This window comes from Sphingobium psychrophilum (genome assembly GCF_012927105.1).
Lineage (GTDB): Bacteria > Pseudomonadota > Alphaproteobacteria > Sphingomonadales > Sphingomonadaceae > Sphingobium > Sphingobium psychrophilum.
Genome location: NZ_JABBFV010000003.1, coordinates 286,465 through 301,251, shown reverse-complemented (window position 1 = coordinate 301,251; position 14,787 = coordinate 286,465). Strand labels below are relative to the sequence as shown.

13 protein-coding genes are annotated in these 14,787 nt (G+C 64.2%); 6 read left to right on the top strand and 7 right to left on the bottom strand.

Going from position 1 to position 14,787, the window contains the following annotated elements; genetic code table 11:
• The first annotated feature begins 45 nt into the window (after window positions 1–45).
• Complete coding sequence (locus HHL08_RS06480; RefSeq protein ID WP_206377755.1) at window positions 46–810, top strand: FadR/GntR family transcriptional regulator; 765 nt, start codon at window positions 46–48, stop codon at window positions 808–810.
• A 222-nt stretch (window positions 811–1,032) separates the two neighbouring features.
• On the opposite strand, the gene HHL08_RS06475 is transcribed toward HHL08_RS06480, so the two are convergent.
• Window positions 1,033–2,343, bottom strand: a complete 1,311-nt coding sequence (locus HHL08_RS06475) for a sugar MFS transporter (protein WP_169571655.1) — start codon at window positions 2,341–2,343, stop codon at window positions 1,033–1,035.
• A gap of 123 nt (window positions 2,344–2,466) precedes the next feature.
• Here HHL08_RS06475 and HHL08_RS06470 point away from each other — a divergent pair, with 123 nt between their 5' ends.
• Window positions 2,467–3,627: an aldose epimerase family protein gene (locus HHL08_RS06470; protein WP_169571654.1), complete on the top strand. Its 1,161-nt coding sequence runs from the start codon at window positions 2,467–2,469 to the stop codon at window positions 3,625–3,627.
• A complete protein-coding gene (locus HHL08_RS06465) occupies window positions 3,627–4,484 on the top strand; it encodes an SMP-30/gluconolactonase/LRE family protein (protein ID WP_169571653.1) in 858 nt (285 codons plus the stop codon). Before HHL08_RS06470 ends, HHL08_RS06465 begins: the two co-directional genes overlap by 1 nt.
• Window positions 4,485–4,605: 121 nt before the next feature.
• Here the strand turns inward: HHL08_RS06465 and HHL08_RS25520 are convergent, their stop codons facing one another.
• Entirely contained in the window at window positions 4,606–4,920 is a 315-nt protein-coding gene (locus HHL08_RS25520; protein WP_235954957.1) for a hypothetical protein, read from the bottom strand.
• Between the two features lie 273 nt (window positions 4,921–5,193).
• On the opposite strand from HHL08_RS25520, the gene HHL08_RS06455 reads away from it, so the two are divergent.
• Window positions 5,194–7,092 (top strand): potassium transporter Kup, encoded by a 1,899-nt coding sequence (locus HHL08_RS06455; RefSeq protein ID WP_169571652.1) that lies wholly within the window; start codon window positions 5,194–5,196, stop codon window positions 7,090–7,092.
• On the opposite strand, the gene HHL08_RS06450 is transcribed toward HHL08_RS06455, so the two are convergent.
• The 5 genes from HHL08_RS06450 to HHL08_RS06430 all read right to left on the bottom strand — a co-directional run bounded on the left by HHL08_RS06450 (window position 7,089) and on the right by HHL08_RS06430 (window position 12,491).
• On the bottom strand, window positions 7,089–7,244 hold the full coding sequence (locus tag HHL08_RS06450; protein WP_169571651.1) for a hypothetical protein: 156 nt from the start codon (window positions 7,242–7,244) through the stop codon (window positions 7,089–7,091). The genes HHL08_RS06455 and HHL08_RS06450 overlap by 4 nt on opposite strands.
• An 18-nt stretch (window positions 7,245–7,262) precedes the next feature.
• Window positions 7,263–7,973 (bottom strand): hypothetical protein, encoded by a 711-nt coding sequence (locus HHL08_RS06445; RefSeq protein WP_169571650.1) that lies wholly within the window; start codon window positions 7,971–7,973, stop codon window positions 7,263–7,265.
• Window positions 7,974–8,076: 103 nt separating this feature from the next.
• Window positions 8,077–9,294, bottom strand: coding sequence for a toxic anion resistance protein (locus HHL08_RS06440; RefSeq protein WP_169571649.1), 1,218 nt, complete (start codon window positions 9,292–9,294; stop codon window positions 8,077–8,079).
• A gap of 95 nt (window positions 9,295–9,389) precedes the next feature.
• Window positions 9,390–10,940 carry a S10 family peptidase gene (locus tag HHL08_RS06435; protein ID WP_169571648.1) on the bottom strand — a complete coding sequence of 517 codons (1,551 nt, stop codon included), beginning with the start codon at window positions 10,938–10,940 and terminating at the stop codon, window positions 9,390–9,392.
• 324 nt (window positions 10,941–11,264) lie between these two features.
• Entirely contained in the window at window positions 11,265–12,491 is a 1,227-nt protein-coding gene (locus HHL08_RS06430; protein WP_169571647.1) for an aminotransferase class V-fold PLP-dependent enzyme, read from the bottom strand.
• 171 nt (window positions 12,492–12,662) lie between these two features.
• Between HHL08_RS06430 and typA the strand changes: the two genes are divergently transcribed.
• Together typA and HHL08_RS06420 are read left to right on the top strand one after the other, a co-directional pair.
• The gene (typA, locus tag HHL08_RS06425) at window positions 12,663–14,498 is read left to right on the top strand and encodes a translational GTPase TypA (RefSeq protein WP_169571646.1); all 1,836 of its coding nucleotides are present in this window, start codon (window positions 12,663–12,665) and stop codon (window positions 14,496–14,498) included.
• Window positions 14,499–14,601: 103 nt separating this feature from the next.
• A complete protein-coding gene (locus HHL08_RS06420) occupies window positions 14,602–14,772 on the top strand; it encodes a hypothetical protein (protein ID WP_169571645.1) in 171 nt (56 codons plus the stop codon).
• The last annotated feature ends 15 nt before the right edge of the window (window positions 14,773–14,787 follow it).

The window sequence follows — 14,787 nt, the reverse complement described above, 5'->3', positions numbered from 1 at the left end:
ATAGGGACGGATATGCCTGATTGGGGAAAGGCGAGAGGAACGGAAATGGTGAAGGAAAATCCGTCTTTGCAGAATATTGAGGCGGAAAATGGCGGTGCAACCAAGGCGGTTCGCGGCCCTGGACGGCGGCTGCACGGTGCGATCGCGCACAAGTTGGGCATGGCGATCTTGTCCGGCCATTATGCGCCCGGCGACGTACTGTCTGGCGAAGTCGCCTTCGCCGAAGAGCTGGAAGTCTCCCGCAGCGCCTATCGCGAGGCGATCCAGGTGCTGACCGCCAAGGGGCTGGTCGAAAGCCGGCCCAAGGCGGGCACCCGCGTCCTGCCGCGCAACCGCTGGAACCTGCTCGACCCCGAAGTGCTGGCCTGGGCCTTTGCCGGGGAGCCGGACATCCAGTTCGTGCGCGATCTGTTCGAACTGCGCGCCATCGTTGAACCCGCCGCAGCGCGGCTGGCGGCGGTCCGGCGCGACAAGGATGACCTCAAGATCATGAAGGATGCGCTGTCTGCGATGCGCCGCCATACGCTGGCGACCGAGGCGGGCCGCGCGGCCGACCGGGATTTCCATAATGCGATCCTGCACGCGACGCGCAACGACGCGCTGCTGGTGCTGACCGCCAGCATCGGCGCGGCGGTCAATTGGACGACGCAATATAAGCAGCGCGCCCGCGCGTTGCCGCGCAACCCGATCCCCGACCATGTGCGTGTCTATGACGCGATCGCGGCGGGCGATCCGGCTGCGGCGGCCGAAGCAATGGGTGTACTGGTCGATCTGGCGCTGGAGGATACGGCGAGCGCGATGCAGCGGTAAATCCTCCCCGGCACGGTTCGGCAGAGTCATGCGCCTCTGCCGAAGGGGGCCGCGCCCAAAGGGCGTGGTGGAGGGGGTGCGCGGTCTTGGCGTTGCGTCTGGTCGTTACCCCCCTCCGTCAACCCTGCGGGTCGCCACCTCCCCTTGCAGGGCAGGAATAAAAAAGGCCGGAGCGGCATGTCCGCTCCGGCCTTTTTCACGCCACAGGTGCGACCCTCGGCTTTATTCCGCCGCGACCTGTTGGTCCGGCAGCGCGTGGGTCGTCTTCGACCCCCACAGCGCATAGAAGAGGATGTACAGTTCGCAGATCGCGGTCAGCAGGAAGCTGGTCTGCAACCCATAATGATCTGCCAGCCAGCCCTGCACGATCACAAGCGATCCGCCGGCGATCGCCATGATGAGCAGGCCCGATCCTTCCTCGGTCAGCGGCCCAAGCCCCTTGATGCCGAGCGTGAAGATGGTCGGGAACATGATCGAATGGAACAGGCCGACCAGGATCAGCGACCACATGGCGACCGGGCCGGTGGTGAACACCGTGACCAGCATGACGATGAACGCGCCGATCGAGAAGGCGGCGAGGACATGACCCGCGTCGAACTTCTGCATGATCGCGGAACCCGCGAACCGGCCGATCATCATGCCACCCCACAGGAAGGTCAGGTAGCGGCCCGCCTGCTCATGGGTCAGGTTGGCGATGTCGGGCTGGCTGACGAAGTTGACGAACAGGTTGGCGACACCGATTTCCGCGATCAGATAGATGAAGATCGCCGGGATGCCGAACACCAGATTGCGGTGGTTCCAGAGCGAATAGTTCTTCCGCTCCTCCTTGCTGTGCCGCTGGGTAGCATTGCCCATGGCGGGGAGTGGGAAGCGGGCGATGACGATGGCCAGAACTGCAAGCACCGCGGCCACGATCACATAGGGCAGGATCACCGACTGGGCGTCGGCCAGCCGTTCGGCCTGCGTCAGGACGACGTCGCCTTGTGCCGTGCCGCCCTTCGACCGGCCCAGAATCAGATAGGCGCCGAACAGGGGCGCCAGCATCGTGCCCGCCGAGTTCATCGCCTGCACCAGGTTGAGGCGCGACGATGCGGTTTCCGGCTTGCCGACGATCGCGACATAAGGGTTGGCCGCGACCTGCAACAGGGTAATGCCGCTGGCGATGACGAACAGCATGACCAGGGTCACGCCATAGGAAGGGATCGACGCCGCGACCGTCATGCCCAGCGCGCCCGCCGCCATGACGAGCAGGCCGATGACCAGCGATTTTTGATAGCCGACCCGTTCGATCAGCTTGGCCGACGGAATCGACGCCACGAAATAAGCGATGAACCACACCGACTCGATCAGGGTCGTCTGGGTATAGCTGAGTTCGAACACGCTGCGCAGATGCGGCAGCAGCGTGTTGTTGATGACGGTGATGAAGCCCCACATGAAGAAGAGGCTGGCCAGCAACGCCAGCGCAGGGCCGTAGCGCGTGCCGGGATTGTGCGTCGCGGTCACGCCCGCGCCTGATGAGATCGGTCCTGCCATTCATCCTTCTCCACTGCAGTTCCAGTAGCAAGCCACCCGATCAAGGGTTGCGCCTGCTTATTTTGTCGGAGTATATCCCCCTTAACCGCCCGTCAATGGGCGCAGCTATCAGGGAGGAAGTCCATGCGGAAGGTCGTCGATTTGAAAACAGCGTTGTCACCCGCTGTCGGTCTGTATGCGCTTGCTGTCACGCTCGCAAGCGGCACGGCGCTTGCCGCCGACGCCAGCCGCGCGCCCGCCGGCACCGCCAATGGTGCCGCGGTCGAAACGATCACGCTGAAAAATGGCGCTGGCGTGTCTGCCAAGATCCTGACCTATGGCGCGACGCTCCAGTCGCTGTCCGGCCCCGACAAGGACGGCAAAGTCGCCGACGTGTTGCTCGGCTATGACGATCTTAAAGGCTATGTCGATTTCCCCAATTATTTCGGCGTCACCGTGGGCCGCTATGCCAACCGCATCGCCGGTGGCAAGTTCAGCCTCGACGGCAAAGCCTATCAGTTGCCGCTGAATGACAAGGTCAATTCGCTGCATGGCGGCGGCAAGGGTTTCGACAAGCAGGTGTGGAAGGTCGTGTCGCTCAAGAGCGGTCCCAAGGCGTCGCTGGTGCTGGGGCTGACCAGCGCGGACGGCGATTCGGGCTATCCCGGCAAGCTGGACGTGACCGTCACCTATACGCTGGACGACGCCGGCAACCTTGGCATCGCGTTCGACGCGAAGACCGACAAGCCGACGATCGTCAACATGACCAATCACGCCATCTTCAATCTGGCGGGCGAAGGGGCGCCCGACGGCGCGATGGGCCATATGCTGACGATCCCGGCCAAGGCCTATACGCCGGTCGACGCCAACCTGATCCCCACCGGCGCATTGAAGCCGGTCGAAGGCGGTGTGTTCGATTTCCGTGCGCCCCGCCGCGTTGCCGATGGATTGCGCGACGGGCGCGATGCGCAGATCATCGCGGGTCGCGGTTACGACCATAATTTCGCGCTGGACAAGGGCGCGACCAAGACGCCGGAACTGGCCGCGCGGCTGGAAGACCCGGTGTCGGGCCGGGTGCTGGACGTGCTGACGACCGAACCGGGCGTGCAATTCTACACCGGCAATTTTCTGGACGGCACTTTCATCGGCAAGAGCCAGCACGTCTATCGCATGGGCGACGGCATCGCGCTGGAGCCGCAAAAATTCCCCGATGCGCCCAACCAGCCTGGCTTCGTGTCGGCGCGCGTCGATCCCGGCAAGCCCTATCATCATGCAATGGTCTATCGCCTGTCGGTGGCGCGCTGATGCCGGAATGGCGGTTGATCGACCGCGGCGTCGCGGACAGTCTGGGGGAGGGGACGCTCTGGTCGGCGCGCGATAACGCCGTCTATTGGGTCGATATCCTTGCCCCCTCGCTCAACCGCTTGTCGCTGGAGAGCGGCGCGGTCGATCGGTTCGCCATGGCCGAGCCGCTGGGCTGGGTGGCGGAGCGCGAGGCCGGTGGGTTCATCGGCGGCTTCCAGAGCGGCTTTGCCGAGATCAACTTCGATCCGCTGGTCATTACGCCGTTCGGCGACCCGGAACCGCACTTCCCCGGCAACCGGATGAACGACGGCAAGGCGGATGCGCAGGGCCATATCTGGTGCGGTACGATGGACATGGCCGAGGAGCATGACCGCGGCGCGCTCTACCGCCTGGCACCGGATCGCAGTTGGAGCATTATCGACAGCGACTATCGCGTGCCCAATGGCCCCGCCTTCTCGCCCTGCGGCCGGTGGCTTTATCATAGCGATACGGCGAAGCAGCAGATGTACCGCTTCCGCCGGACCGAGCATGGCGCGACCGATCGGGAGCCGTTCATCCAGTTCGGCGAAGAGGATGGCTATCCCGACGGCATGACCGTGGATGCGGAGGGGCATATCTGGGTGGCCCATTGGGGCGGCAGCCGGATCAGCCGCTTCACGCCCGACGGCAGGCTGGACCGCGCCATCGCCCTTCCGGCGCGGCAGGTGACCAACATCACATTTGCCGGTCCCAATCTCGACCGCATGTTCGTCAGCAGCGCGACTGTGGGGCTGGACGATCCGACGCCCTATGATGGCGGCTTTTTCGAGGTGGAGAGCGGCGTCCGCGGCCTGCCGACCAACCTTTATATGGGCTGATCTGGCTCACCAACGCCAAACGGGCGCGGCCGTCGCAGGCGGGCCGCGCCCTTTCCATTTTTACCGATCAAAGCCGGTTGCGTCGGTTGCGCTTATCCTCTAAAGCGCCAGGACAGCGTTGTCATGACTTCTCCAAAGTCGGATGATGCTGCGACCCCGGACGGCCTCTTGATGAACTGCACGCATCATCGGCCGTCCGGGGCGATTTTCCCCAAACATGCGCGCGCTGGCGTCCGTTCTGCCAGCGGCGTGCCACGCGCACTGGCTTCCACAGGTCCGGTCCCATCAGCAGCAGCGCGATGCCGGCCGCAGCGCTCATGAAGCAAGATGACGCCAGCATGAGTTGCAGGGGCGTGACCGACGGCGACTGCCGGACCAGAAGGTGCAGCCACGCCGCTTGCGGGCGCAAGCTTATGAGCAGCGCCAATCCGATCAATCGCAGGCCGATTTGCGTGGCGGGGCGGGGACGCCATTGGGACATGATGTAGCCTCCATGCTGGGGAGGCGCTCCATCTACCCATGGGCGCATAGCAATGCGAGAGCGCAAAACCTCCCCCGCCGTAGGGATCGCATATAAATTGTTGGGGCAAGCACCGGGCTGGACGCCGAATCCTATGAAAATACTATGCGCCTGCCTGCTTATCCCTATGGAAATGCAATGTCGGTTCATGGCATCGCGGGCGGACCTACGCAGGCAAGGATTGCGACAATGTATTCTCCGACCGACGACGCGCGGCCCCATGATGCCGGCGCGGGGCAGCCGCTGGCGCCGCTGGCGCTTGGCGCGCTGGGCGTCGTCTTCGGCGACATCGGCACCTCGCCGCTTTATGCGCTCAAGGAAAGCTTCGTCGGCCATCATCCCCTCACCGTGGACATGCTGCATATCTATGGCGTGCTGTCGCTGATCTTCTGGACGATGACGCTGATCGTCACGGTCAAATATGTGTTCATCGTCATGCGCGCCGACAATCATGGCGAAGGCGGCAGCATGGCGTTGCTGGCGCTGATCGGGCGGCGGCTGGGGCCATCGCGCTGGACGCCGTGGATCGCCATGCTGGGCGTGCTGGCGACCGCGCTTTTCTATGGCGATGCGATCATCACCCCGGCCATTTCCGTGCTGTCGGCGGTGGAGGGGCTGACCGTGGTGCAGGCCAGCCTGACCCCGCTGGTGCTGCCGATCGCGATCGTCATCCTGGTGGGGCTGTTCCTGATCCAGCGCCACGGCACGGCCAAGGTCGGCGCGCTGTTCGGGCCGGTCATGGTCGTCTATTTCCTGGTGCTGGCTGCGCTGGGTATCCTCAACATCGCGCGCCATCCCGACATCATCGCCATCGTCAACCCGGTCTGGGCGGTGCGCTTCTTCGCCTATGATCCCCAACTGGCGTTCCTGGCGCTGGGATCGGTCGTGCTGGCGGTGACGGGGGCGGAGGCGCTCTATGCCGACATGGGCCATTTCGGGCGCAAGGCGATCAGCATCGCCTGGCTCTACGCCGCCTTTCCCTGCCTGTTGCTCAACTATCTGGGACAGGGCGCGCTGCTGCTCGACGAACCCGCCGCCGCCGCCAATCCCTTTTTCCTGATGGCGCCGGAATGGGCGCGGCTGCCGCTGGTGATCCTGGCCACGATGGCGACCATCATCGCCAGCCAAGCGGTGATTTCGGGCGCTTTCTCGGTCACGCAGCAGGCGGTGCAACTGGGCTTCCTGCCGCGCCTGCGCATCCTGCACACCAGCGCGTCGGCGGCCGGGCAGATTTATGTGCCGCTGGTCAATGTCGCGCTACTCATCTTCGTCATCCTGCTGGTGCTGGGCTTCCGCAGTTCGACCGATCTGGCCGCGGCCTATGGCATCGCCGTCACCGGCACGATGCTGATTACCGCCTGCATGGTCGGCGTGCTGACCTTCAGCGTGTGGCGCTGGCACCCGCTGGTCGCGGGCGGCGTGACGCTCGCTTTCCTTTTGGTCGACGGTGCCTATTTCGCATCCAACGCAACCAAGATCCCCGATGGCGGCTGGTTCCCGCTGCTGGTCGCGGCGATCGCCTTTGTCGGCCTGACCACCTGGGCGACCGGCCGGCGGATCATGCGCGAACGGCTGCGTGACGGGGCGATGGAACTGGACCTGTTCATCCGCTCCACCAGCGGATCGCTGAAACGGGTGCCGGGCACCGCGATCTTCCTGTCGTCCAGCACCGATGGGGTGCCGCCCGCGCTGCTCCATAATGTGAAGCACAATCGCATCCTGCACGACCGCAACATCATCTTGACGGTGCGGACCCAGGGCGTGCCCCATCTGCGCGAGGAGAGCCGGGTGGCCGTGACCGATAACGGCCAAGGCTTCTACCGCGTCGTGCTCAACCACGGTTTCATGGAGGAAGTCGATATTCCCGCGGCATTGAAATCGGTGCAGGATTGCGGCGGCCCGATCACGGTCAAGGACAGCAGCTATTTCCTCAGCCGCCAGACGCTGATCGCTTCGGCCCGCCCTGGCATGGCGATCTGGCGCGAAAAGCTGTTCGCCTGGATGATCCGCAATGCGGAAAGCCCCATGGAGTCCTTCAAGCTGCCGGTGAACCGCGTGGTCGAACTGGGGTCGCAGCTGGAGATTTAGGGTTTGCGTCGCCAGCGCCGGAACAGCGACACGCCCAGCACGCCGCTACCCACCACCGCGGCAATCGCGCCGCCGGCCGACGCCAGCGCCCAGGCGCCGGCCGCCAGCAGGCCCGTCAGGAAATCGACGATGATGAGGGTGAGATGGATCATGCCAAGGGCAGGACGGAGCTACTGCCCCAATTCCTTGGCTTCCTGATATTTCAGTTCCAGAAAACGGTTCTGCGTCGCCAGCTTGTCGAGATCGCCGCTGGCCAGACTCTCGCTCATCCGGCCGATTTCGGCATCGATCACGGAAAGGCCGTCCACCAGCTGCTTTTCCGGCACGCGGCCATTGCGCTCCTCGCGGCGCAGCGGCTGCGGGATCGACTGATAGCCGGTGACGAGTTCGGGCAGATGATCGGCCAGCAGGCGACGAATCTCCTGCGCGGCCGGCTCCTGATCGTTCAGCCGCTCCAGTTGCGGGGCCAATATCTCCAGCTTCACGCCGATGCTGTCGACCAGGGTGATCGCCGGGGCGGGCAGGGCCTTGCGCTGGTTTTCCAGCCAGATTTCGGTCTTGAGCGGCAAGGCGGTGAGTTCGGTCGCGGCCAGCGCCTCTGTCTTCACCCGGCTTTCCGTCGGCGCGAGCGCGATCAGCAGCAGCGCGGCGATCATCACGCCCAGCGCGATCATGACGCCTGTGGTGCCCAGCGGCAGGATGAAACCGGCCACCGCGCTGGCCAGCACTACCGCCAGCACCGCCCAGAAGGCATATTTGACCTTGCGCATCAGCCCGGCATTGCGCCGCTGCCGTGCGCGCGACGAGAGGCTTTGGCCGCGATCGCTATGGCGGCGCAGTACGGCCTCGGCGTCGGCCAGAACGCGGTCGGATCGGCTCATGACGCCCGCCTCAGTTCGCTTCGAGCGTGTCGAGAAGCGGCGAACGCCGTGCCTGCGTTTCTCGACTTCGCTCGAAACGAACGGACGTTGATGGCGATCATCTTCACCCCTCGATCGCGCTCAGCAGCGGATTGTCGGCCCGCACTTCCCTGGCGGCCTGCGCCTGGCCTTGCGCGCGGGCGATATAGCCCTTGGACTTTTCCACCTCGCCCGACAGGGTGTTCACCGTCGTCTTCATATTTTCCAGCGCCTTCAGCTTGAAGGCGTCGATATTGTCCATCGTATCGTAGATATTCTGGAAAGCGCGCTGGAGCGTTTCGATCGGGATCGTGCTGGCCGCGGCCTGTTCGTGGATTTGCGCGGTCTGGCTTTTGAGCAATTCGCCGGTCCGGTCGATCATGTTGGCGGTGGTGGTGTTGAGCGCCGTGATCTGCTCCAGCACCAACCGCTGCCCGGCGAGCGCCTGCGCGACCGTCACCGCCGTCCGCAGCGCGGCGACCGTGGTGGTGCTGGCGCGGTCCACGCCCTTGACCAGTTCGACATTGTTCTTCTTCACCAGATCCAGCGCCAAATAGCCCTGCACCGTCACCGCCATCTGCGTCAGCAGATCCTGCGTGCGCTGGCGGATGTAGAAGAGCGCGCTTTCGCGGATCGCCTTGGCCTTGGTCGGGTCGGTCGAATCCAGTTCCAGCGCCTTGGATTCTAGGCGTGCGTCCATGGTCTTGCTGATATGGATCATCTGTTCCAGACGACCCATGGTGGCCCACATATTCTGCCGCTCGACGTCGATCGCGGCATTATCCTTGATCAACACATCCTTGCCGCTGGCCAGCGACCCCAGGATCGAATTGATATGGCCCTGCGCGCTCTTATAACCGTCGAAATAGTCGCGCATCTTGTTGCCGAACGGGATGATCCCGAACAGCTTCTTGGGCGCGAGCAGATTGCCGCGCTTGCCCGGATCGAGATCCTCGACCGTGCGGCGCAGTTCGGCCAGGTCCGCGCCGACCTTGGTATCGCTGTCCATCGCGCGCACCGGCCGGTCGAGGAAGCGGTTGGAGTGGCCCGCGGCCTCGGCGATTTCCTTGCGTCCCATATTGGTCAGCTGATCGACGCGCGCACCGAACTCGGGCGAATTGGCGTCCTGCGCGACCAGGTCCGCGACGAAGGCGTCGACCTTCTCGTCCAGCTTGGACTTTTTCTCGTCCTCGATCGGGACCAGACCCGCCGCCTTTTCAGGCGCGACCACCGGCACCGGATCGGGCGCGGTCAGGTTCAGCGTGTCGGCAGTAACGGTCGTGGTGGGCGCGGTCGTGGCCATATCGTCTCCCAACGGCATTGCGAACCAGCTGTCATATGTGACTATTACAGTGGCGCTTCAATGGCGAATATGGCCCGGCTCCGCGCCCGATGCAATCAGCGCGCGCCTTCCGCGTAATAGCGCTCCATGTCGAGCCGCATCTGGTGCAGTGCTTCCGGGTTCAGATAGACCATGTGGCCTGCCGGATAATATTTGAACTGGAGGTTCTGGCGCAGCTGCGGCTCCAGCATCATGTGCTTCAAATCGCGCTCGGTCGAGAAGAAGGGCGTCGCCATATCGTACCAGCCATTGAGCGACAGCACGCGCAGATGCGGGTTGGTGCGCATCGCGGCGCTCAGGTCTGCGGTCACGTCCGCGACATTCTGCTTGCCGCCTTCCGGTGCCTGATGGCTCCAGTCCCATTTGAAATCGCCGCCCTCGCGCGCGCTCAGGCGGTAGTTAAGGTCGGTCTTGTAGCCGATCTGGCGCGTTACCTGATCCAGAAAGCTGCCGACATAAAGGCCGGTGATGCCGGTGCTGGACGGATCAAATTCCGGCTCCTCGCCCGCCGCGTCGGCGTCTATGCCCTTGTAGCGGCTGTCGAAGCGGCCCACCGTCTCATGGCCATCGCGCAGCAATTCCTTGCGGAAGCGCGACAGGCTGACGCGCAAATTGGCGCGCTTGAGATAATCGACCGACAGGCCGGTGAAGCGGCTCAATTGCTGGGCGATCTGGTCGGTTTCCTGTGGGCTGATGTCAGACCCCTTGAGCAACGCTGTGGCATAGGGGCCATTGGCGAACTGGCGCGCCTCCTCGACAAAAGCTTCCAGGCTGGCGGGGCGGCCGCCCGGCACGCGGTTATGATACCAGGCGGTCGCGGCGTAGCTGGGGATATAGCCGATATGGATGGTGTCGAAGCCCGACTGGCGCACGCCATAATTCATGATCGACGACAACAGTACCACGCCGTTCAGCGCCAGCCCGCGATCCTCCAGCTGATAGGCAAGCGCGCCCGACCGGGTCGTGCCATAGCTTTCGCCGAAAATATATTTGGGCGACGCCCAGCGGCCATTTTTCGTCGTGTAGCGGATGATCGCCTTGGCGAAGGCGTCTACATCCCCATCGACGCTGTAGAAATCGGACGGCTTGGCGTCGCCCAAAATGCGCGAATAGCCCGAACCGATCGTGTCGAGGAACACCATGTCGGTGCTGCCGATCAGGCTGTCATTGTTCGGGCCGACGTCGAACGGGGCGGGCTTCACCGCCTCCGGATTGCCGGTGCGGACATGCTCCGGGGCGAAGCTGCCCATGCGCAGCCAGAGCGACGAGGAGCCGGGACCGCCATTATACAGGAAGGTGACAGGACGGTTCTTACCCGCCGCGGTATAGGCGGTGTAGAACATGCTGGCGACCGGCTTGCCCTTTTCATCGCGGATGGTGAGCGTGCCGGCGGTCTGGGTGTAGGGGATGGCCTTGCCATCGACGCGGGCCGTGCCCTTGCTGCTCTGCGTCACTTCCTCGACCGGGGCGCTGGCCCAGTTGGCCGCGACCTCTTCGGCGACCTTGTCGGCATGTTGCTTCGCGGCGTCGGGCGCATCCTTCTGCGCGAAGGCCGGGGTGGCGAGGGCGATCAGCGAGGCGAAAGCTAAGGTGGCGGCAGACCGCATGAGAGGGAAGCTCCTTGGCATCAGGCTATATTATTGGCGACGCGGGGCACCATAGAAATGTCGTCGCGGGGGGCAAGGAGATATTGCACTGACGTAAAGCAGCGGTGGATTGAGAGGGAAGGGGACGGTCTGCTGCCTAGCCCTCTCCCGCTTTCGTGGGTGAGGGTCTGTCTTTCTATTGACTGGTCACCCCCAGAAAGAGGAAAGACCCTAACCGACATCGACTAGGCAGCAAGCTACCAAGTCTCCGTAGCCTCTCCCGTGAAAGCGGGAGAGGGCAAAAAGGAACAGTCCCCTTACTATCGCAACCTGCGCGCTACTCAGCTACCCCGCGCGCAGCCCCTCGATCACCGCCGCCACATCATCGTCGCTATTATAGATATGCGGCGAAAAGCGGATCGCGCCGCCCTCCAGCTTCGACGCGGCGGTAGCGATCTTGCCCTGCCACAGTTTCGCGCGCATCGCCGGCACGTCACGGCCGGGGAAGGCGACGGTGATGACCGGCCCGGTGATCGCGGCCGCACCGCTGCCGATGACCCGCGCGCCCGCGACGCCGGCTATCGCCTGCCGCATCGCCGCCGCGCGCTGGCGCACCGCCGGTTCGATCACCGCGTCGCCGCCCACGCCGTCCAGCACGTCCAGCGTCGCGGCGATCGCCATCAGCTTGGGATCGTCGCGCTGCCCCGAAATCTCATATTTTTGCGCCGTCTCCAGATTGGCCGGATCGGTCAACCAATAGCCATGGCTCATCATGATCGGCTGGAGTTCGGCCTGTCGCGCGCGCTTTACATAGAGGATGCCGCCCTCCAGCGGCCCCATCAGCCATTTATGCGTGCTGCCCGAATAGCTGTCGACGCCCAGCGCGGGCAGGTCCAGCTGCATCCAGCCGAAGGTCTGCGCGCCGTCGGCATGGAGCCAGATATTCTTCGCCTGCGCCAGCTTCGCGATCTCAGCCACCGGATATATGATGCCGGTGATGTTGCTCATGTGCGACAGGAAGATCGCCTTCGTGTTGGGCGTGATGGCGGCGGCGATGCCGTCCAGCAGCGTCTGCGGCGATTCGGCGTCGACCGGCACCGGCACGACATGCAGGTCCAGCCCCTCCCGCTCCGCGCGCAGTTTCCAGCTGTCCCAGGTCGATGGATGATTATGGTCGGTCAGGATGATCCGGTCGCCCCGTTTCAGCGCCAGTCCGCGCACCGCCACCGTATTGGCCTCGCTCGCATTGCGGACCAGCGCGATTTCCTGCGCCGTGACCTTCAGCCGGACGGCGATCCGCGCGCGCAGGGCGTCGGCCACCTTGGGGTAGAGGGCGCGCCGTTCGACCGACGGGTCCATCTGGAACGCGCGCGTCTCCTGTTCATGGATCGCCGCCACGCTGCGGAAGGTCGGCGCGATGTTCGCGGCGTTGAAATAACGGATCGCCGGATCGAGCAGCATTGCCGCGCGCAAGGCCGGTTTGCCCGCCGCGCTCAACATCTGCGGTGAAAGGGCCAGCGGCGCGGCGACGGCGGCCGCCTGGATCAGTGTACGGCGGCTGATGTCGGTCATGGGCGTCTCCTGTGCTGGCGCCATGTTCGACGGATCGGGCGGCCCAACCCGCCATCGGCCCGCTCGACGCGCCCACCCTTGCCGCATCGCGTCATTTCCTGTAGGGGCGCGCCCGAAGCCTCTTGCGTGACCTTGTGTCGGCCGGGGGAACCCATATCCCGAAGGCAAGACATGTCCCTGCGTAATATCGCGATCATCGCGCACGTCGATCACGGCAAAACCACCCTCGTCGACCAGCTTTTCCGCCAGTCCGGCACTTTCCGCGACAACCAGCGCGTCGAAGAGCGCGCGATGGACAGCAACGACCTGGAAAAGGAGCGCGGCATCACCATCCTGGCGAAGCCGACCTCGGTCGAATGGACGCCCGAAGGCGGCGAACCCGTCCGCATCAACATCGTCGACACCCCCGGCCACGCCGACTTCGGCGGTGAAGTCGAGCGCATCCTCTCGATGGTCGACGGCGTCGTCCTGCTGGTCGATTCGTCGGAAGGCGCGATGCCGCAGACCAAGTTCGTGACCGGCAAGGCGCTGGCGCTGGGCCTCAAGCCCATCGTCGTCGTCAACAAGGTCGACCGTCCCGACGAGCGCATTCAGGAAGTGCTGGACGAAGTGTTCGACCTGTTCGTGTCGCTCGACGCGACCGACGAACAGCTCGACTTCCCCGTCCTCTACGCATCGGGCCGCAACGGCTATGCCAATGACGACGCCACGCTCCGTTCGGGCACGCTGATCCCGCTGTTCCAGAAGATCGTCGATCATGTGCCAGCGCCGGCCGTGGAAGTCGAAGGCGTGCCCTTCACCTTCCTGGTGACGTTGCTTGACCGCGACAACTTCCTCGGCCGCATCCTGACCGGCCGCGTGACCAGCGGTTCGGTGAAGGTGAACCAGGCGATCCACGCGCTCGACATGGACGGCAAGGTGATCGAAACCGGCCGCGCGTCGAAGATCATGGCCTTCCATGGCCTGGACCGCGTGCCTGTGGACGAAGCCAAGGCGGGCGATATCATCTCGCTGGCCGGTCTGGCGGTCGCGACTGTGGCGAACACCATCTGCGACATTTCGGTGACCGAACCGATCCAGGCCCAGCCGATCGATCCGCCAACGCTCTCGATGCGCTTTGCCGTGAATGATTCGCCGATGGCGGGCCGCGAAGGCACCAAGGTCACGAGCCGCATGATCCGCGACCGCCTGGCCCGCGAAGCCGAATCCAACGTCGCCGTGAAGGTCACGGAAAGCGCCGACAAGGACAGCTTCGAAGTCGCCGGCCGCGGCGAGCTTCAGCTGGGCGTGCTGATCGAAACCATGCGCCGCGAAGGCTTCGAGCTGTCGATCAGCCGCCCGCGCGTGCTGTTTGGCGAAGACGAGAATGGCGGCAAGACCGAGCCATATGAAACCGTCATGATCGACGTGGACGAGGAATTTTCCGGCACCGTTGTCGAGAAGATGAACATCCGCAAGGCCGAGATGACCGACATGCGTCCCTCGGGCGGCGGCAAGACCCGCATCACCTTCTCCGCCCCGTCGCGCGGCCTGATCGGCTATCATGGCGAATTCCTGTCCGACACGCGCGGCACCGGCATCATGAACCGCCTGTTCGAGAAATATGGTCCCCACAAGGGCAAGATCGAAGGCCGCAAGAACGGCGTGCTGATCTCCAACGGGTCGGGCGAAGCCAATGCCTATGCGCTGGGTCCGCTCGAAGAACGCGGCATCCTGATGGTCGGCGTGGGCGAAGCGCTTTATGAAGGCATGATCATCGGCGAAAACGCCAAGCCCGACGATCTGGAAGTCAACCCGATGAAGAGCAAGGCGCTCACCAACTTCCGTGCATCGGGCAAGGACGACGCCGTTCGCCTGACCCCGCCATGGAAGCTGACGCTGGAACAGGCGATCGCCTATATCGACGATGACGAACTGGTCGAAGTGACGCCCAAGACCATCCGTCTGCGCAAGCGCTACCTGGACCCGAACGAGCGCAAGCGCATGAGCCGTTCCAAGGCGGCGTAAGTCATAGAGTTCCTCCTCGGCATGGGGAGGTGGCGGGCCGAAGGCCCGCCGAAGGGGGCGGGCGGCAACGCACCGCCCCCAATCGGTTTGCAGGAGTCCGCACATGGCCGACCTCTATCTTAAGGCGCTGACATCCGAGCGCCGCGCCCTTTGGGCCGAATGTCGCCTGAAGGGCTTGGCCAAGGACACGGTCCAGCGCCTGCGCATCGTCGAGATCGACGCGCTGCTCGCGGCGCATAAGGCAAAGCAGGGCGGGGCGAAGCCGGACGCCTGATTCGGACGCTCAATT